The following is a 17,464-nucleotide window of genomic DNA, read 5'->3' as shown; positions in this document are numbered from 1 at the left end:
TAGCTGATTTTAGCTCGATGCCTGGGTCACGGAAGCGGGACTGGTGCCGGCGTGCACGTGAACAAAATGAAATCAGCTTCCTGGGCCGTCGACAACCTTCACCTGTTCTGCTTTTATTTGCACGGGTGGAGGGTTCTGGAAATGTTCAAAGCATTCCTGCTGTCAGCGGTAGCTGCGGCCAGTAGTATTCAGCCGGTATTTGCATGGCAGGCGAGCACGGAAGGTCCCGACGTGTTTGGCGTAACCAAAGTAATTGCAACCGAAGGCGGACCACACGATTCCTTAGTTGTGCAATGTGACAGTAAGGAAACTCTATTTGTTGCATACGTCCTTCGCAAAAAGGAATTTGAGGATGTGCCCGAAGCCCCGGCCACCCTTTATATTCAAGGGAGCGGCGGAACTCCTCTGAAGCTCGAAGCGACGATACGGACATGGAATGACAATTATGCCGGCGTCGTTGCGGTTGGACGGTCGCCGGAGTTGATGGCTGCTATCCAGGAGATCAAAAACTCAAAGGCGAAAGTCAACGTCGGCTATGAGATCGCCGGCAACCAAGATTCCGCGTCGTTCAGCTCGCGTGGCTCGACTACCGCGATGCAGCGGGTGATAGACGGGTGCAAGCTTTCAGATATTCCGTTGCCGCCGGCGTGAAGTTGGATGAGCAAGGCATGGACTATGATAGTGGCCATCGTCGCTTCGGCGGGTACGGCTGACGCTTATGGTTCTTCATGGCCACCGCAGCGCATCCTTCCGAATGCCCATGCCCTGACAGCATGTGGAATGCCAGATCGGTGCATGCCATTGCCGCCGGGCGTGGCACTCCGCATTGTCCCGCTGCCATATTGGACTGTCCGCGTCGATCTGATCACAACGAACGTGTGGCAGCCCGCTTCCGATGCTCATGGCGGTTGACGACCTCAAGCGAAAGCGCGAACCTTTGGCAGGGGTAGTGCAATGAGTGCCGGTAATCTCATCGCGTGGGGTATAGCGTCGGTGCTTCTGCTGGTCGGCACCGGGCAAGCGGCGCAGTCCGACCTGATCGCTTCAGGCACCGGTTTCTTCGTCAACAGTGATGGTTGGCTTGTGACCAATGCCCATGTCCTGAAAGGCTGCGTCAGCGTCACCGTCGTTGGCCGCGGCGACACGTCGGAATGGAAGAACGACGAGCTGAACGATCTAGCCGTGATCCACAGCCCTGGGGTTGCCCCGGCAATAATCTCTGTTCGCAATACCCCCGCGCGCTTGGGCGAGGATGTGGCTGCGCTCGGCTACCCTCTTGCACCTGTACTTTCCAGCTCGGTGAAGATCACGACTGGCAATGTGAACTCGCTCCTCGGCATTGGTGACGACACTCGGTATCTTCAGATTTCGACTCCGATCCAGCCAGGAAATTCTGGAGGGCCGCTTGTTGATCAAAGCGGCAGCCTCATCGGCATTACTGCAGCGACGCTTAGGGAAGGCGCGACCGGAGACGTCAGTGTCACTCCTCAGAATGTAAACTTTGCAGTTCGGGCCAGCTTGCTCGCCTTGTTCTTGCAAAGCCGCAGCGTCGAATTTCAAGCGGCCGAAGCGATTGGCCCGATTCTGTCAACCGCCGACCTTGCTGACAAGATCGCGCCGGCAACGGCTCAGATCCTTTGCCACGGCTCGGCGCCTGTATTTGTCACAATTCAGCCTACTGTGCCGACGGACAAGGGCTCCGAGACAATCCCAGGCACGTTGGAAGATGCGACCCAAAAGGCGAAGGCGTTCGCCTACGGGTACCACGCTGCGTGGTCCTCGGACAATGCTGCAGCTTTTGTCTACATGAACTCGGCATACTCAGGCCAGGTGATTTATTACGGCAAAATGCAATCGGCCGTGGACGTAATTGAAGAAAAACGCAGGTTCGCTGATCGATGGCCGGTCCGCACATATTCTATCCGAGACGGTTCCTTGAGCGCTCAGTGCGTCGGGTCAATCTGTGCAATAAATGGCGTTCTAGACTGGCAAGTACGGAGCGAAAAGAGACAGAAAACGGCCGCCGGTATCGCGGATTTTTTTATGTCGGTCGATGTCGACCGAGGGGTGGTTCTGCGCGAATCCGGTAGCGTCATTCGTCCCGCACGTGCCGATGTCAAGAGTTTGCTTGCGCGATGGTACAAAGAGAATGGTCGCTGTAGGGGCGGGGCGGGCGACGATACGGATAGCCTGGAGGCATGCGACCGACGTACCGCCCTAGATGGCGAATTGGCCAAGGCAGGATGGTGTTACGGACACAAAGACGATTATGGCTACCAAATGAAGTGGCATGTCTGCGATGCCGCGTCCCTTCGGTGAAATCGGAGGGGTCCAAGCCGTCGCCTTTCATTCTGCGACCAAGTGGTTCTCGGGCACGTCCAAATCGGCATTGAGATACAGCACCAGCTGTGGGGCAACAGCATTCAGCGTCGCCGGCAGTTCGCCGGGCGACGATACGGCCAAGCGTGCACGGAGCATGGCTCTGATCACCTTGCGGACCACGGTGGATCCCGCCGTCATCTTCGCCCCGCGAGAGCGCATCGGCTCGGCTGATGGATTATATAGAGGCGTGCCAAGCTACCGCCATGAAGCGGGTCGCAAGTTGCCGTCTAAGCGAAGCGCCTTAGACCAGATCGGAACTAGAACCAGCGATCGCGGCGCTGGTCTGTGGCGGCCAAGGTGAGGCCCAGTAGCGCCCCTACTGCCGCTCCGAGCATGAATGCGGACGATATTGTACCAGGATTCTCCTGGACAACCCCCGACACCGTTTGCGCCCTGTTGCGGAGGGCTTGTGCCGTCCGAGAGGCGCGCTCAGCAGCGTTGTCATACCAGCCGCCGGCGTCTTCGATCGCCTCTTCCGCGCGTTCGGCCAAGGTCCGATTGATCTTGCTGATCTCGCGCCTCAGCTGCGCGACCTGCTTCTCCAGGGCTTCCTGAGCTTCACGTTGAGTCATCTTCGGTGTTGCGGATTCGTTCGGTTCGTCGGCCATGGTAATCTCCTTTGCTCAGGTTCGGCTCAACGGCCGGCCCGCTATCTAGGTTCCTCTGCAAAACGCGTCTGTCCGGTGTTTGTTCGATGAGAGACCGGGTTTTGTCCGGCATGTGTGCGAAATCGGCTTGAACATAGGATCGTTCCGGCGCTCCCCGCGTTGGTGAAAACGCCACAAGGGAGGAACCGCCATGGATGACGATCGGCATGAAAAAATTCGGCAGCGAGCCTATGAAATCTGGCTGCGCGAGGGCCGCCCGGATGGCGCGCATGAGCGTCATTGGCAGCAGGCGAAGCAAGAGCTTGGCTACGATGAGACGACGACCGGCCAGGCTGATGATGACGCGGCCGAGCACGGTCCGGCTGGAACGATCGCCAGTTCCGACGTTCTGACGGTCGAGGCACTGGCGATGCGCACCGGGATAACCGGTGATCAGGCGCAAGAGCTGATCGACAGGCTTGGCAACGACAGGGCGACGCTCGAGCAAGCCGCGCGGAACCTCAAGGCAGCCGAAAGTTAGCCGCTGGCCACCGTGTCGAAGACAGCTACCAGTTTGCGCTGGCGCGTCTTTTCGATGAAAACGGACCGCAGCCGTCGTCGCCTACTTCCTCGGCGGCCCCTTGCGCTCGGCCGACGCCGCCCAGAGGTTGATGTCCGACTCGCGGGCAAAGGTGTCGATCTCGGCGAGCTCGGCATCGCTGAAGTCGAGCGCCTCAAGCGCGCCGACGCAATCCACGACCTGTTCCGGCCGGCTGGCGCCGATCAGCGCCGACGTCACCCTGCCCCGGCGCAGCACCCAGGCCAGCGCCATCTGCGCCAGCGTCTGGCCGCGGCGACGGGCGATGACGTTCAGCGCCTCGATATTGGCGATCGACTTGTCGTTGATGAATGCCGGGCGCAGCGACTTGCCCTGGCTGGCACGGCTGCCATCGGGGATGCCGCCGAGATATTTGGCGGTCAGCATGCCTTGCGCCAGCGGCGAGAACACGATGGAGCCGACGCCAAGCCCCTCCAGCGTATCGAGCAGGCCATCATCCTCGACCCAGCGGTTGAGCATCGAATAGCTCGGCTGATGGATCACGCAAGGCGTGCCGAGTTGCTTCAATATATCGGCGGCCTCGCGGGTTCTCTGCGAATTATAGGAGGAAATGCCGGCATAGAGTGCCTTGCCCGAGCGCACCGCGTGATCGAGCGCGCCCATCGTCTCTTCCAGCGGGGTGTCGGGGTCGAAGCGGTGCGAATAAAAGATGTCGACATAGTCGAGCCCCATCCGCTTCAGGCTCTGGTCGAGGCTGGCCAGCACATATTTGCGGCCGCCCCATTCGCCGTAAGGTCCTGCCCACATTTCGTAGCCGGCCTTGGTCGAGATGATCAGCTCGTCGCGATAGCCGGCAAAGTCCGTCCGGAGGATTTCGCCGAAGGCCCGCTCCGCCGAGCCGGGCGGCGGGCCGTAATTGTTGGCGAGGTCGAAATGCGTGATGCCGAGGTCGAACGCCTTGCGCGTGATCGCCTGCTTGATTCTATGCGGCGTGTCGTCACCGAAGTTGTGCCACAGCCCAAGCGAGATCGCCGGCAGCTTCAGGCCGGAGCGCCCGCAGCGATTGTAGACCATCTTTTCGTAGCGGTTTTCGGCGGGAACATAGGGCATGGAAAATCCTCATATCGAAACGAGCCCGACGGCTGCCGCCGCGATGACGGGCAAGTCGACTTCGGCCCCACCCTTAGCCTCTCCCCGCGCAAACGGGGAGAGGCTTTTGCGGTGCTTGGGAGGTGCGCCGCCTACTTCGTTTTCTTCTTCGCCAGCAGCTCCTTCGCTGCCTTGACGCCGAGTGCTGCGGGCCGCTCGCAGCTGGTCTGCATGACAACGAACTTTCCGGTCTCGCCCGAGCGCAACAGGCCGGTCATGACGTCGACGGCATGCAGCGCCAGTTCCATCGAGCAGCGATGCGGCCGGCCTTCCCTGATCGCGATCGCCATGTCGGCAAGGCCGGCGGTGCGGTAGTTGGCCATCATGCCGTGCGAATGCATCTCGTTGGGCACGCCGAACGGATGCCGCCATTTCGGCAGCTTCTTCACCGGCTTGGCGGCTTCGGTGTAGCGCACCTCGCCGCCGAAGAAGTTCGGATCCGGCACGAACACCGTGCCTGCCTCGCCATAGAGTTCCATCGGCGCGTGGCCGTGGCTCCAGACATCCCAGCTGGTGTTGAGCGTCACCACGGCGCCGTTCTCGAATTCCAGCACGCCATGGATCGTCGTCGGCGTGGAGACCGGGATCTTTTCGCCGGCACGCGGCTTCGAGCTGATGATGCGTTCCGTCATCGGGATCGAAGCAAAAGCCGCGACCTGCTTCACCGGCCCGATCAGCTGGATCAGGTTGGTGATGTAATAGGGTCCGATGTCGAGCACCGGCCCGGCGCCCGGCTGGAAGAAGAAGTCCGGATTGGGGTGCCAATGCTCCATGCCATGGCTCATCACATGACAGGTGCCGCTGGTGATCCTGCCGAGCCTGCCGGTGTCGATCAGGTCGCGGACAAGCTGGTGCGCGCCGCCGAGGAAGGTGTCGGGGGCCGAGCCGATGCGCAGCCCCTTGTTTTCCGCCCGTTTCTTCAGATCGAGTCCTTCCTTGACCGACAGCACGAAAGGCTTCTCCGAATAGACATGCTTGCCGGCGTCGAGGATCTGCTTCGACACCTCGTAATGCACCGCCGGAATGGTCAGGTTGACGATGATGTCGATATCGTCGGCCTTGAGCAGCCCCTCGACGGTTTCGGCGCGTAGCTTGAACTCTTTTGCCCGCGCTTTCGCCGCTTCCATGTTGATGTCGGCGCAGGCGCGCATCTCGATGCCGCGAAACAGCGGCGCCAGCGAGAAATACGCCTTCGAGATGTTGCCGCAGCCGATGACGCCGATGCCAAGTTTTGTTGCCATGCTGGTGTGCTCCTAATAGGTCTTGGCAGCTGCGATCGAGCGGCGGGCGAAGCGCTCGATATCGTTGGGGTTATCCTGTTCCATGACGTAGTATTTTGCAGCGCTTTTGGCGCGCAGCGCCTTGATCAGGCCGGGCCAGTCGATGGTGCCGTGGCCGACATCCGACCAGCCGTCCTCGTCGAGGCCCTCGCCCGGCTTGGCCATGTCCTTGACATGGACAGCGACGATGCGCTTGCCGTGCTTCTCGATCCAGGGCAGCGGATCGACGCCGCCGCGCACCACCCAGGCGACATCCATCTCCCAGCCGATGTCGGGCGCCGAGGACAGGATATGGTCCTGCGGCACCGAGCCGTCGGCAAGCGCCTTGAACTCGAAATCATGGTTGTGCCAGGCAAAGCCATAGCCGGCTTTCTTGGCCGTCTCGCCGACCTTGGCCAGGCGTTCGCCGAAGCCGCGCCAGCCGGCCGCGTCGGCCGGCCTGAACTCGGCGTTCAGGAAGGGGCAGATGAGCAGCGTGATGCCGAGCGCATCGGCCGTCCTGCGCACGCCGTCGAAATCCTTCTCGAGCGCGTCGATCGAGAAATGCCCGGTCGGCATGGCGAGGCCGTTCTTGTCGAGCTCGGCACGGAACGCCTTGGGATCGTCATAGACGCCGCCGAACCCTTCGACTTGGCTGTAACCAAGCTCGCCCAGCATCTTGAGCACGCCCTCCCAGGGCTGGAAATTGCGGGCGCTGTAAAGTTGGAATGACCAGTTCATCGTCTCTGTCCGTTTTCTTGTGGATGGTTAGTCTTGGGGGATGAGAGTCTTGGGGGGAATGGAAAAGTGTTGGGAGGGCTAAATCATGCTCTAGAGGCGGCTGCCGGTGGCGGCGTCGAAAAGCGAAGCGCGCATCGGGTCGAAGCCGATGCCGACCGCCTCGGCGTTGTTTGGCGTGCGCTCGGCTGTCACCCGTACCGTGAAATTCTGGCCGCCGAGCTTCAGCCAGACCAGCGTGTCGGAACCCATCGGCTCGACGACCTCGACATTTGCCGTGGCTGCGAACGGCCATCCCGTGCCGCTGTTGAACGCCACGTGCTCGGGGCGGATGCCGAACACGGCCGGCCCCGGCACAGGGTCCTTCTCGAAGGCATAGGTGGCAAGCGGGATCCGCACATCCTCGGCGACAAAGTGCCAGTCGCCGTCCGCCTGCTCCAGCCTGCCGTCGAGGAAGTTCATTGCCGGCGAGCCGAGGAAGCCGGCGACAAACCGGTTGACCGGCCGGTTATAGATGGTCTGCGGCGCATCGAGCTGCTGGATGACGCCGCCCTTCATCACGGCGATACGGTCGGCCAGCGTCATCGCCTCGATCTGGTCGTGGGTGACGTAGATCATGGTGTTCTCGAGCTTGCGGTGCAGCAGCTTGATTTCGACGCGCAATTCCGCGCGCAACTTGGCGTCGAGGTTGGAGAGCGGCTCGTCGAACAGAAAGACATCGACGTCGCGGACAAGTGCACGCCCGATCGCCACGCGCTGGCGCTGGCCACCGGACAGGGCCGCCGGCTTGCGATGCAAGAGCGGTTCGATCTGCAGGATCTCGGCAGCCCGGGCGATGCGCTTGGCGATCTCGTCCTTGGCGAGGCCGGCAACGCGCAGCCCGAACGACAGGTTCTTCTCCACCGTCATCTGCGGATAGAGCGCGTAGGACTGGAACACCATGCCGATGCCGCGATCCTTGGGCTCTTCCCAGGTGACGTTCTTGCCCTTGATGAAGATGCGGCCTTCGGAAACGTCGAGCAACCCGGCAATGCAGTTGAGCAGGGTCGACTTGCCGCAGCCGGATGGGCCGAGCAGCACGATGAACTCGCCTTCGGCGACATCGAGATTGAGCGTCTGCAGCACCGATATCGCGCCGAAATTCAGCGACAGGTTCTGGATCGAGACACTGGTGCCGTTTGCCCCCTTGCTGCCGTTTACCCCCTTGCTGCCGTTTACCTCAATGCTGCCGTTTGCGTTCATCGCCATCATCCTTTCACAGCGCCGGCGGCGATGCCGCGCACAAACAATTTTCCGGACAGGAAATAGACAATCAGCGGCACCAGGCCGGTCAGGATAGTGGCTGCCATGTTGACGTTGTATTCCTTCACGCCTTGCACCGAGTTGACGATGTTGTTGAGCTGCACCGTCATCGGATAGGTGTCGGGGCGGGTGTAGACGACGCCGAACAGGAAGTCGTTCCAGATGCCGGTCACCTGCAGGATGATGGCGACGACGAAGATCGGCAGCGACATCGGCAGCATGATGCGGAAATAGATGCCCCAGAAGCCGGCGCCGTCGACACGCGCTGCCCGGAACAGCTCCTCCGGCATGGAGGTAAAGTAGTTGCGGAACAAAAGCGTGAGAATCGGCATGCCGAAGATGGAATGGACGATCACCAGGCCGCTGAGGCTGCCGTAAAGGCCGACCTCGCGCAGGATGATGACGATCGGATAGATCATCACCTGGTAAGGTATGAAGGCGCCGACGATCAGGATAATGAAGAAAGTGTCGGCCCCTTTGAAGCGCCAGTTGGCAAGCGCATAACCGTTCACCGAGGCGAGCGCGATCGACAGGATCACCGACGGGATGGTGATGCGCACCGAATTCCAGAAACCACGCGACAGCCCGTCGCAGTTGAGCCCGGTGCAGGCGCTCGACCAGGCCTTGACCCAGGGCTCGAAGGTGATCTCCATCGGCGGCGAGAAGATGTTGCCGAGGCGTATCTCGGGCATGCCTTTGAGCGATGTCACCACCATCACGTAGAGCGGCAGGAGATAGTAGAGCGCCACCACGATCAGCGTGCCGTAGAGGAAGATGTTGCGGCGCGAGAATGTATGGCGCGGCTTCGGTCCGCTCGGCCCGTAGGCTTCGAGCCCGCCGGCACCGGCAATGGCAGGCAATGAAACGGCATGGTCAGACACGCTTCTTGCCTCCGAACTCGAGATAGGCCCACGGCACGATGACGATAATCACCGACAGCAACATCATCGTCGAGGCGGCGAACCCCTGACCGAGGTTCTGGGCGAAGAACATGTAATCATAGACATATTTGGCCGGAACTTCGGAGGCGATACCAGGCCCGCCGCTGGTCTGGGCGACGACAAGGTCGTAGACGCGAACGATGTTGGAGGCGACGATGACGAGCGTGGTGATGAAGACCGGCCGCATCATCGGTATGATGATGAACAGATAGGTCTTCCAGGTCGGTATCCCGTCGACCCGCGCGGCTTTCCAGATATCCTCGTCGATGCCGCGCAGGCCGGCCAGCATCAGGCACATGATGAGCCCGGTGCCTTGCCAGAGAGCGGCGATCAATATGCCGTAGATGACGATGCTGGAATCATAGAGCGGATTGAAGCTGAAGCTCGTCCAGCCGAGGCTGCGCACCACTCCCTGGATACCGAATTCGGGGTTGAGCAGCCACTGCCAGACGAGACCGGTGACGATGAAGGACAGGGCGAAGGGATAGAGGAAAATGGTCCGGAACGTGTCCTCGAACCGGATCTTCTGGTCGAGCAAGGCAGCAAGCAGGAAGCCGATGACCAGCGAGAACACCAGCGACAGCACGCCATAGATCAGCAGGTTCTCGATCGAGATCAGCCAGCGCGGCGTTGCCCACAACCGGTAGTACTGGTCGAGCCCGACGAAATGCAGCCGCGGCAGCAGCTTGGAATTGGTGAAGGAATACAACACCGTCCAGACGGTGCCGCCGACAAAGATCACCAGCGCGGTGAAGATCATTGGGATCGAGGCGATTTTCGCATTGAGGTTGCGAAAGAGTTGGCTAGGGCGTTCGCTCTTGCTCATCTGCACAGCCGGGCTGGATCGGGTAAGGGCCGGAGGGTCAAGAGGCCTTGACCCGAGCTCCCGACCCTGCGTTTGCAGGGGCGGGAGTGAGGCGGTTGGTCGATCGCTCAATCGGCCGAACCGACAATGGCGGCGAAGCGCTTCTGCGCATCTTCCACGGTCATGTCCTGCTTAGCGAAGAACTCGGAGAACAGATCCTCCTTCTGCTTCTGCGTATCCTGCGAAAGCAGCTGGTCGGTCCAGGGCATGACATTGCCCTTGGCGAGAATTTCGAGGCCCTTCTTCATGCAGTCGTTCGCCGCCTTGAGGTCGACGTCGCCGCGCACCGGCAGCGAACCTTTCTTGAGATTGAAGGCGACCTGCGTCTTGGGATCGAGCAGCGTGTGGGCCAGCACTTCCTGCGCCTTCGATTTTTCAGGATCTTTTAGCAGCGGGAAGTAGAAAGCGTCGCCGCCGGTGGCGATCATCTCGTTGAGACCGAGGCCCGGAAGGCAGGTATAGTCCTTGCCGGCGGTCTGGCCGGCAACCTGGAACTCGCCCTGCGCCCAGTCACCCATGATCTGGCCGCCGGCCTTGCCGGTGATGACCAGGTTGGTGGCCTGGTTCCAGTCCTGCACATTGGTGTTCTTCGCCATCTTGCGAGCGTCGTCCGCGGCCTTGAAGACCTTGGCGACCTCGGGCCCGGCGGCGAATTCCGCGTCCTTGTCCTTGTAGACCTTGAGGAAGGCGTCGGTGCCGCCGACCGCCGCAAGCAGCACGTCGAAAGCGCCGGACGCTTGCCAGGGCTGGCCGCCGACCGCGAGCGGCTGGATGCCTGCTTTTTCCAGCGCGGGCGCCGCAGCGACATATTCATTCCAGTTCTTCGGCACCGGCACACCGGCTTTTTCGAAGGCCGCGTTCGACAGCCACAGCCACTGCCAGGAGTGGATATTGACCGGCACGCAATAGATCTTGCCGTCGAGGGTACAGCCGTCGAGCAGGCTCTTCGGCTGCACGATTTCCGTCCACTTTTCCTTGGTGGCGAGATCGGTGAGGTCGCGCATCAGCCCGGCCTGCACCAATTCTTCCGCCTGCCGGCCGTGATTGAACTGGGTCGCGCCCATCGGGTCGCCGCCGGTGATGCGGCTGATCATGATCGGCCGCGCCGTGCCGCCGGAGCCGGCGATAGCGCCGTCCACCCAATGATTGCCCGTTGCGTCGAAAGCCTTGGCGAGTTCGGCGACCGCTGCCGCCTCGCCGCCGGAGGTCCACCAATGGGTGACTTCCAGATCCGTCGCGGCCGCCGGGCCGGCGAATTGCAGCGCGACCGTCGCAGCCAGCGCAGCAGTCATGAGTTGGTATCGCATTTCGTTCCTCCCAGAATCTGAAACGTTACAGATTTTCGATACGGCAATTGCTTGAGGCGCGCAACCCCTCAGGCGAAGGTGGCATCAGGTTTTTTCGAAGCGCGAACAAAATCGCGCGGCTCGCCGGCCTACCGCGCCGCAACAAGAGAGGTTGCACCGCAAAATGGAATGCTGCGGTGCCGAAAAATCGGAAAAGCCCGTTCCAATCATGGTTTTGCGCCGATTGCAGCACCGCTCGTTCTGCATCTGTCACCAGTGATGCGGCGATGGTCGTGACAATCTGTAACGTTTCAGTATATAGCGGTCTCATTCGGTGAAGGCCGGCGGCGAACCCGCGGCCGGCCGATTGCCGGGCTGTCCGGCAACTGTTATGCGCCTGACGGGGCGGGACGAATGAACAGGCATCAAAAAGAGAAGGCCGACGAGGCGTCGGGCCAGGGCCGGCCGACACTGAAGACGCTCGCCTTCATGACCGGGCTGGGCGTCACCACCGTGTCGCGCGCGCTGAAGGACGCGCCCGAGATCGGCGCCGAGACCAGAAGGCGCGTCCAGCTTGTCGCCAAGCAGATCGGTTATCGGCCCAACCGTGCCGGCGTCCGCCTGCGCACCGGCAAGACCAATGTCATCAGCCTGGTGCTCAACACCGAGCACGAGATCATGAGCTTTGTCTCGGATATCATCTACGGCGTTTCGGAAGTCATCGCCGACACGCCATATCATTTGATCGTGACGCCCTACTCGCGCTCACAGGATCCGCTCGACCCGATCCGCTACCTCGTGGAAACCGGTTCAGCCGACGGCGTCATCATTTCGCGCACGCAGCCGAACGATCCGAGGGCCCGTTATATGCTGGAGCGCGGCATTCCCTTTGCCACGCATGGCCGCACCGATATGGGGCTGATCCACCCCTATCATGATTTCGACAATTACGCTTTCGCGGCCGGGGCAGTGCGCCATCTGGCCGGCCTCGGCCGCCGCCGCCTGGCGCTGCTGGCGCCGCCGGTCGAGCTGACCTATCACGGCCACACGCTCGCCGGCTTTGCCGATGCGCTGAGCGAGGTCGGCGCCAGCGAGATCCCGTTCAACACCGTTTCGATCGATCATTCGATCGAGCAGATCAGAATGCGGACGGCGCAGCTGATGCGCCGCGAAAACCGCCCGGATGGTTTCATCAGCAGCGCCGCCGCCGCGACGCTCGCCATCGTCGCCGGCATCGAAGACGCCGGCCTCAAGCTTGGCCGCGATGTCGATGTGGTGTCCAAACAATCGTCGGAGCTTCTGCACCTGTTTCGCAGCGAATTGCTGGTCGTCAACGAGAACTTCCGGCTGGCCGGCGCCGAGCTCGCCCGCTCGGTGCTGGGCTGGATCGGCGGCGCCGCACCCGGCACCCTGCAAAGCCTGAGCGAGCCGGGCGAAGTGCAGGCCTATCGCCGCCCCGACTAGAGCGGGATACGTTTAGACTGGGACTGGGCTCCATCTATTTGTCTTAGCCGCATTTCTGCGACGCCAAGTGATTCCACTTGGCTGCAAGTGCGCGCTGCTGACTGGCAGCTTGGGGGCCGAAAGTGGACAGTCCACTTTCGGGATAATCGGGCTAGAAAGCCGACCTTGGCCCAGCCTGGTGCGGACCGCTTTGCGCCAATTGCGGTCGTTGATCATGTCGCTTACTGCCCGCAGTAGTCCGGAGGGCCTGGGAGCCTGGCGCCATCTCGCGGCGATCGTCGACCGGCTACCGCAGTTGCCTTCGCCGCTCAGCGTTAAGCGTCTTCAGAAAAAGGCGGACTCTATCTCTGTTCTGGTCTATGCCGTCGCTCGTTGCCGGGCAGCCGGCCCTCGCACACTGGTCCGTATATGAAGCGCCAGCCCACGACGTCCAGCCTTCTGCGCCGATTGAATCGATCGGCCGTGGTCGACGTGATCCGCACGGAAGGAGTGGCATCACCTTCGAGCCTTGCCAAGCGACTGAACATCAGCATTCCGACCGTGATGCGAGTGATCAAAGATCTGATTGCCGAGGATCTGGTGGCATATGACGGGTTTGACGAGGCTAGTGTCCGGGGACGTCCTCGGGCACGCATCAAGTTCCGCGGCGCATCGCACGCAATTATCGGCATTGAAGCGGGCAAGGGTGAATTCTACGGTGCGGTCGCAAACCTGGAAGGCGTCGTGCAGACTGAGATGCATGAAACCGCCGATGACGATGGTGAGCGCAATCTTCAAAAGATCACCTCCCTTGTCGAACGGCTAATGGGCGCTCCACGTCCGGCTGGCCAAACAATTCGTGGCATCGGCATCGGTGTTCCCTCGATCGTCAGGCAGCCGGCGGGCGAAGTGATTCTGACGCTCGGGCTCGGCTGGCGCGACTTTCCACTTCGGCAATTGCTGAGCGAGAAATTCGACGTGCCGGTCTTTGTCGAGAACGGGCGCAACCTCGCCGCCGTGGGCGAATGGGGGTTCGGGGCCGGGCGTGGCGCCGACAGCGTCGTGAGCCTCTCGATCGGGCCCGGCGCCGGCGCGGGCGTCGTCATCGACGGCAAGCTCTATGGCGGGCACTCGCATGCGGCGGGCGAGCTCGGCTGGTATCTCGATGACCCCCTCCTCACCGGGCGGCCGTTCAAACATCTGGGCGACAAGCAATCGCTGCGCTTTTTCGGCATCCCCGAACAGGCGACCAAGATGCTCGAAGAGGCCAACACCCAGTATGCGGCGGGAAAGCTCACCCTGGGCGCCGTCACCGACCGGCAGGCGGACAAAATCGCGCCAGTCGTGACCGAACTGCTCGACTATGCGACGATGGCGGTGGGCAGTGTTGCTGCCTTCATGAACCCCGAAATCATCGTACTGGCGGGCCGGGTCGTCGGCGGCGGTGATCTGGTGCTCGATGTGCTGCGGCATCGCCTCAAGGGCAATGTGTACGACCCGCCGCGCCTCGTGTTAGGCGCGCTGGGGCACCGCGACATCGTACTTGGAGCGGTGCGCCTGGTGCTCGATGCGACGACGCTCAACCCTGCCGACCGCCTCGTGATGGCCGACTGAAGATCAATCGATCGCAATTGACAGCGACTGTATGTCGGCATTAAGTTTCTAACTGAAAGAAAAATGCGCCCTGCATCGTGTGGGGAGCGTATCTTTCGTGGGAGGACTTCAATGACAAGGATTTTCAATCCGCTTGGGCGGACGATGCAGCGTCGTAACTTCTTGAAAGTTGCGGGTGCGAGCGTTGCGGTTGCAGCCCTGCCGGCGGCAGTTCGCGGTGCCGATCCCGTCAAGCTGCTTCTGTGGTCGTGGCTGCCGGATTTCCAGACTCAGGTCGACATGTTCAACGCCGCGCATCCAGGCATCCAGGTCAAACTCGTGAATGCCGGCCAGGGCGCCCCGGAGTATCAGGCGGTCCGTGCGGGCCTGCAGGCGGGCAGCGGCCTGCCCGACGTCGTCCATATCGAATTCCAGTTCCTCGAGAGCTTCCGCCAGGTCGACGCGTTCGCCGATATCGGCCAGTGGGCAAACCCGCACAAGGCGGAGTTCCCCGAAGGCACGTGGACCCAGGTCGCCAAGGGTGATGTTGTCAGCGGCATGCCATGGGATTCCGGTCCGATGGCGATGCTCTACCGCAAGGACATTCTCGACAAGCATGGCATCACGCCGCCCGCGACCTGGGCGGAATTTGCCGATGCCGCCAAGAAGCTGCATGCGGCCGACCCCAATGTCTTCCTGACGGACGCGTTGCTCAGCAATGGCGGCTGGGTCAATGGTCTTCTGTGGCCGATGGGTTGGAAGCCGATCAGCCGCGATGGCGACAAGCTCGTGATCAACATCAACGACAAGATTTCTAAGGACTTCGCCGCCTATTGGCAGGACCTTATTACCGCGGGTGTCATCGAGACCAAGCCGGGGTTCAACAATGAGTGGTACACCAGCCTCGACTCGGGCCGCTATGCCACCTGGCTCACCGCCGGCTGGGGTCCGGTGTTCCTGACCTCGGTCGCCAAGACCAGCGTGGGCCAGTGGCGTGCCGCCGATCTGCCGCAGTGGGACGCGAGCAAGTTCGCGACCGGCAATTGGGGTGGCTCAGCGCTGGCCGTGATGAAAGCGACCCAGCATCTGCCCGAGGCCGCCGAACTCGCGATCTGGCTGACTACGAATCCCGAAGCCACAAAGCTCTACACCACCAAGCAGTTCCTGTTCCCATGCACCACCGCTCTGCTGACCAGCGCCGAGTTCGCCGGACAGAAGATGGACTTCTACGGTGGCCAGGCGGTCAATAAAGTGTTCGCCAAATCGGCGGCCGCAGTCAGCAATTTTGAGTGGAGCCCGTTCCAGGACTTCTTCTACCAGTCGATGGAAGATGAATTCGGCGCCTCGATCAGCGGCAAGGGCACGCTGTCGGATGCGTTCGACCGCATCCAGGACGCCGTGGTCACCTACGCGCGGGAACAAGGCTTCACCGTAGACTGAGTTCTCCCGGGCAACGGCCGGGCGCGCTTGATCGGCGCGCCCGATCTCTTCATCTTGCCGGACGGGGGACCATGGCAATGTCGAATTCGCCAGCCGCAGCGACGCGCCCAGCGCGATCGGGCGGTTTTACGTCACGAAAGCTCGCGCCCTATCTGTTCCTGGCGCCCTTCGTGCTGCTATTTATCGCCTTCATCGTCGCGCCGCTGGTTTATGCGTTCTATATGAGCCTCTACCGCGACACGCTGGTGGGCGGACGGCAATTCGCGGGTGCAGCCAGCTACATCAAGGTCACGGGCGACGCCAAATTCTGGGGCGGCGTGTGGAACCTCGTTCTGTTCGGCATCGTGCAGGTGCCGATCATGCTGGGCCTGGCGCTGTTGTTCGCCATCGTGCTCGATCGCGGCCAGGTCTATGCCAAGGGCGTCTTCCGGCTCGGCTTCTTCCTCCCCTACGCCGTGCCGAGCGTGATCGCGACGATCATGTGGGGTTATCTCTACGGCCCCAACTTCGGCCCGTTCACGCAGATGGCCAAGGCGTTCAACCTGCCGCCGCCGGACTTCCTGTCGCCGGGCGCGATGATCTTCTCATTGGCCAATATCGTGACGTGGGAATATGTCGGCTACAATATGGTGATCTACTACGCCGCGCTGAAGACGATCCCGTCGGACCTCGCCGAGGCCTCGCGGATCGATGGCGCCTCGGCCTGGCAATTTGCGCGGCTGATCCAGCTGCCGCTGCTGTGGCCGGCGATCCTGCTCACCATTATCTTTTCGATCAACGGCACACTGCAGCTGTTCAATGAGCCGTATTTGATGCGCGCGCTCGCCAGAAACACCATCAATTCGAGCTACACGCCGAACCTCTATGCCTATTCGCTTGCGACTTCGAACCAGCAGTATGGCTATGCGGCCGCCGTCTCGTTCGTGCTTGGCTTCGTGATCGCCGGTGCCTCCTACATCTTCACCCTGATCACCAACCGCCGTCGGCCGGAGCAATGATGACTGCGACCACCGACATCGCCACTTTCGAAGCTGCCAAGCGCCGGCCCGGCGAACGGCGGCGCTCGCGGATCATCCTCACGCTGCTGCTGTCAGTGTTCCTCCTCTACAGCTTTGTGCCGCTGGTCTATCTGGTCCTATCGGCAACGAAGACGAATGGCGACCTGTTCACCACGTTCGGCTTCGGCTTCGGCACCGAGTTCAACCTCTGGCAGAATCTGAGCGATCTGCTGGCGCGCGACAACGGCGTCTTCATGCGCTGGATGTTCAACAGCGTGCTCTATTCCACCGTCGCCGGGCTCGGTGCCGCGATCTTTGCTACCGCGGCAGGCTATGCGTTCGCCAAGTTCAAATTCGTCGGCCGCAATCTGCTGTTTGCGCTGGTCTTGGGCGCTGTGATGATCCCGCAGACCGCCCTCGTCGTGCCGATCTTCCTGCTGCTGGCGCTTTCGGGTCTCAGCGACAATCCGTTGGGCGTGATCCTGCCCTCGATGATCTCGCCGATCGGCGTCTATCTGATGTGCGTCTATATCGAGCAGGGCGTCGACGACGAACTGCTCGACGCAGCGCGTATCGATGGCGCCGGCGAGTTCGTGATCTTCCGCGCCATCGTGCTGCGGCTGGTGGCGCCGGGCATGGTGACCGTGGCGCTGCTCTCGTTCGTCGGGACCTGGAACAATTACTTCCTGCCGCTCATCGTGCTGCGCTCGCAGGAGTACCAGCCGATCACGGTGGGCCTTGCGACCTGGTATCAGCTCGCGCAGCAGGGCGGTGGCGGCGGAGAGGTGCTGTTCTCGATCATCATCACCGGCGCGCTGGTCAGCATCATCCCGGTCATCGTGGTGTTCCTGCTGCTGCAGCGGTTCTGGCAGGGCGGCCTCACCGCCGGCTCCATCAAATAGACTATCGCCTGGAGTTTTCC

Annotated in this window: 17 protein-coding genes; 8 read left to right on the top strand and 9 right to left on the bottom strand. The window is 61.6% G+C overall.

Translation table 11 applies throughout. The features are described from left to right. Positions 1-57: 57 nt before the first annotated feature. On the top strand, positions 58-651 hold the full coding sequence (locus RQ479_RS28140; protein ID WP_376703174.1) for a hypothetical protein: 594 nt from the start codon (positions 58-60) through the stop codon (positions 649-651). Between the two features lie 303 nt (positions 652-954). Then, positions 955-2,319, top strand: a complete 1,365-nt coding sequence (locus RQ479_RS28135) for a S1C family serine protease (RefSeq protein ID WP_376703173.1) — start codon at positions 955-957, stop codon at positions 2,317-2,319. 27 nt (positions 2,320-2,346) lie between these two features. Here RQ479_RS28135 and RQ479_RS28130 read toward each other — a convergent pair whose 3' ends face one another. Together RQ479_RS28130 and RQ479_RS28125 are read right to left on the bottom strand one after the other, a co-directional pair. Then, positions 2,347-2,520 carry a hypothetical protein gene (locus tag RQ479_RS28130; protein WP_376703172.1) on the bottom strand — a complete coding sequence of 58 codons (174 nt, stop codon included), beginning with the start codon at positions 2,518-2,520 and terminating at the stop codon, positions 2,347-2,349. A 119-nt stretch (positions 2,521-2,639) separates the two neighbouring features. Next, a complete protein-coding gene (locus RQ479_RS28125) occupies positions 2,640-2,990 on the bottom strand; it encodes a hypothetical protein (RefSeq protein WP_352468319.1) in 351 nt (116 codons plus the stop codon). A gap of 190 nt (positions 2,991-3,180) precedes the next feature. Here RQ479_RS28125 and RQ479_RS28120 point away from each other — a divergent pair, with 190 nt between their 5' ends. Further along, positions 3,181-3,510 (top strand): DUF2934 domain-containing protein, encoded by a 330-nt coding sequence (locus tag RQ479_RS28120; protein WP_376703171.1) that lies wholly within the window; start codon positions 3,181-3,183, stop codon positions 3,508-3,510. An 81-nt stretch (positions 3,511-3,591) separates the two neighbouring features. On the opposite strand, the gene mgrA is transcribed toward RQ479_RS28120, so the two are convergent. The 7 genes from mgrA to RQ479_RS28085 all read right to left on the bottom strand — a co-directional run bounded on the left by mgrA (position 3,592) and on the right by RQ479_RS28085 (position 11,089). Further along, positions 3,592-4,638 (bottom strand): L-glyceraldehyde 3-phosphate reductase, encoded by a 1,047-nt coding sequence (gene mgrA / locus RQ479_RS28115; protein WP_376703170.1) that lies wholly within the window; start codon positions 4,636-4,638, stop codon positions 3,592-3,594. A gap of 131 nt (positions 4,639-4,769) precedes the next feature. Then, a complete protein-coding gene (locus RQ479_RS28110) occupies positions 4,770-5,918 on the bottom strand; it encodes a Gfo/Idh/MocA family oxidoreductase (RefSeq protein WP_352713919.1) in 1,149 nt (382 codons plus the stop codon). A 12-nt stretch (positions 5,919-5,930) separates the two neighbouring features. Beyond that, positions 5,931-6,677 carry a sugar phosphate isomerase/epimerase family protein gene (locus RQ479_RS28105; protein WP_376703169.1) on the bottom strand — a complete coding sequence of 249 codons (747 nt, stop codon included), beginning with the start codon at positions 6,675-6,677 and terminating at the stop codon, positions 5,931-5,933. Positions 6,678-6,767: 90 nt separating this feature from the next. Continuing rightward, a complete protein-coding gene (locus RQ479_RS28100) occupies positions 6,768-7,916 on the bottom strand; it encodes an ABC transporter ATP-binding protein (RefSeq protein WP_376703168.1) in 1,149 nt (382 codons plus the stop codon). Between the two features lie 5 nt (positions 7,917-7,921). Further along, positions 7,922-8,857 (bottom strand): carbohydrate ABC transporter permease, encoded by a 936-nt coding sequence (locus tag RQ479_RS28095; protein ID WP_292663277.1) that lies wholly within the window; start codon positions 8,855-8,857, stop codon positions 7,922-7,924. Then, the gene (locus RQ479_RS28090) at positions 8,850-9,743 is read right to left on the bottom strand and encodes a sugar ABC transporter permease (RefSeq protein ID WP_352468313.1); all 894 of its coding nucleotides are present in this window, start codon (positions 9,741-9,743) and stop codon (positions 8,850-8,852) included. Before RQ479_RS28090 ends, RQ479_RS28095 begins: the two co-directional genes overlap by 8 nt. Before the next feature lie 107 nt (positions 9,744-9,850). Then, entirely contained in the window at positions 9,851-11,089 is a 1,239-nt protein-coding gene (locus tag RQ479_RS28085) for an ABC transporter substrate-binding protein (protein ID WP_352517508.1), read from the bottom strand. A 393-nt stretch (positions 11,090-11,482) separates the two neighbouring features. Between RQ479_RS28085 and RQ479_RS28080 the strand changes: the two genes are divergently transcribed. The 5 genes from RQ479_RS28080 (at position 11,483) to RQ479_RS28060 (ending at position 17,444) form a co-directional block, all read left to right on the top strand. Next, on the top strand, positions 11,483-12,532 hold the full coding sequence (locus tag RQ479_RS28080; protein WP_376703167.1) for a LacI family transcriptional regulator: 1,050 nt from the start codon (positions 11,483-11,485) through the stop codon (positions 12,530-12,532). 462 nt (positions 12,533-12,994) lie between these two features. After that, a complete protein-coding gene (locus RQ479_RS28075; protein ID WP_376703166.1) occupies positions 12,995-14,125 on the top strand; it encodes an ROK family protein in 1,131 nt (376 codons plus the stop codon). 111 nt (positions 14,126-14,236) lie between these two features. After that, positions 14,237-15,544 (top strand): ABC transporter substrate-binding protein, encoded by a 1,308-nt coding sequence (locus RQ479_RS28070; RefSeq protein WP_376703165.1) that lies wholly within the window; start codon positions 14,237-14,239, stop codon positions 15,542-15,544. A 77-nt stretch (positions 15,545-15,621) separates the two neighbouring features. Then, positions 15,622-16,542 (top strand): sugar ABC transporter permease, encoded by a 921-nt coding sequence (locus tag RQ479_RS28065; protein ID WP_353004400.1) that lies wholly within the window; start codon positions 15,622-15,624, stop codon positions 16,540-16,542. Beyond that, positions 16,542-17,444: a carbohydrate ABC transporter permease gene (locus RQ479_RS28060; RefSeq protein WP_376703164.1), complete on the top strand. Its 903-nt coding sequence runs from the start codon at positions 16,542-16,544 to the stop codon at positions 17,442-17,444. The genes RQ479_RS28065 and RQ479_RS28060 overlap by 1 nt, the downstream gene beginning before the upstream one ends. Positions 17,445-17,464 lie beyond the last annotated feature (20 nt).

It is taken from the genome of Mesorhizobium sp. ISC25 (assembly GCF_042295465.1).
In the GTDB taxonomy this organism is placed as follows: Bacteria; Pseudomonadota; Alphaproteobacteria; order Rhizobiales; family Rhizobiaceae; genus Mesorhizobium.
Note: the sequence above shows the minus strand (reverse complement) of the source record. Positions and strands in the feature narration are given on the sequence as shown.

Coding starts and splice junctions, on each gene's coding strand:
- mgrA (WP_376703170.1), bottom strand. CDS start 4,638: ATGCCCTATGTTCCCGCCGAAAACCGCTACGAAAAGATGGTCTACAAT.
- RQ479_RS28120 (WP_376703171.1), top strand. CDS start 3,181: ATGGATGACGATCGGCATGAAAAAATTCGGCAGCGAGCCTATGAAATC.
- RQ479_RS28065 (WP_353004400.1), top strand. CDS start 15,622: ATGTCGAATTCGCCAGCCGCAGCGACGCGCCCAGCGCGATCGGGCGGT.
- RQ479_RS28080 (WP_376703167.1), top strand. CDS start 11,483: ATGAACAGGCATCAAAAAGAGAAGGCCGACGAGGCGTCGGGCCAGGGC.
- RQ479_RS28105 (WP_376703169.1), bottom strand. CDS start 6,677: ATGAACTGGTCATTCCAACTTTACAGCGCCCGCAATTTCCAGCCCTGG.
- RQ479_RS28090 (WP_352468313.1), bottom strand. CDS start 9,743: ATGAGCAAGAGCGAACGCCCTAGCCAACTCTTTCGCAACCTCAATGCG.
- RQ479_RS28100 (WP_376703168.1), bottom strand. CDS start 7,916: ATGAACGCAAACGGCAGCATTGAGGTAAACGGCAGCAAGGGGGTAAAC.
- RQ479_RS28130 (WP_376703172.1), bottom strand. CDS start 2,520: ATGACGGCGGGATCCACCGTGGTCCGCAAGGTGATCAGAGCCATGCTC.
- RQ479_RS28125 (WP_352468319.1), bottom strand. CDS start 2,990: ATGGCCGACGAACCGAACGAATCCGCAACACCGAAGATGACTCAACGT.
- RQ479_RS28085 (WP_352517508.1), bottom strand. CDS start 11,089: ATGCGATACCAACTCATGACTGCTGCGCTGGCTGCGACGGTCGCGCTG.
- RQ479_RS28110 (WP_352713919.1), bottom strand. CDS start 5,918: ATGGCAACAAAACTTGGCATCGGCGTCATCGGCTGCGGCAACATCTCG.
- RQ479_RS28060 (WP_376703164.1), top strand. CDS start 16,542: ATGACTGCGACCACCGACATCGCCACTTTCGAAGCTGCCAAGCGCCGG.
- RQ479_RS28070 (WP_376703165.1), top strand. CDS start 14,237: ATGACAAGGATTTTCAATCCGCTTGGGCGGACGATGCAGCGTCGTAAC.
- RQ479_RS28135 (WP_376703173.1), top strand. CDS start 955: ATGAGTGCCGGTAATCTCATCGCGTGGGGTATAGCGTCGGTGCTTCTG.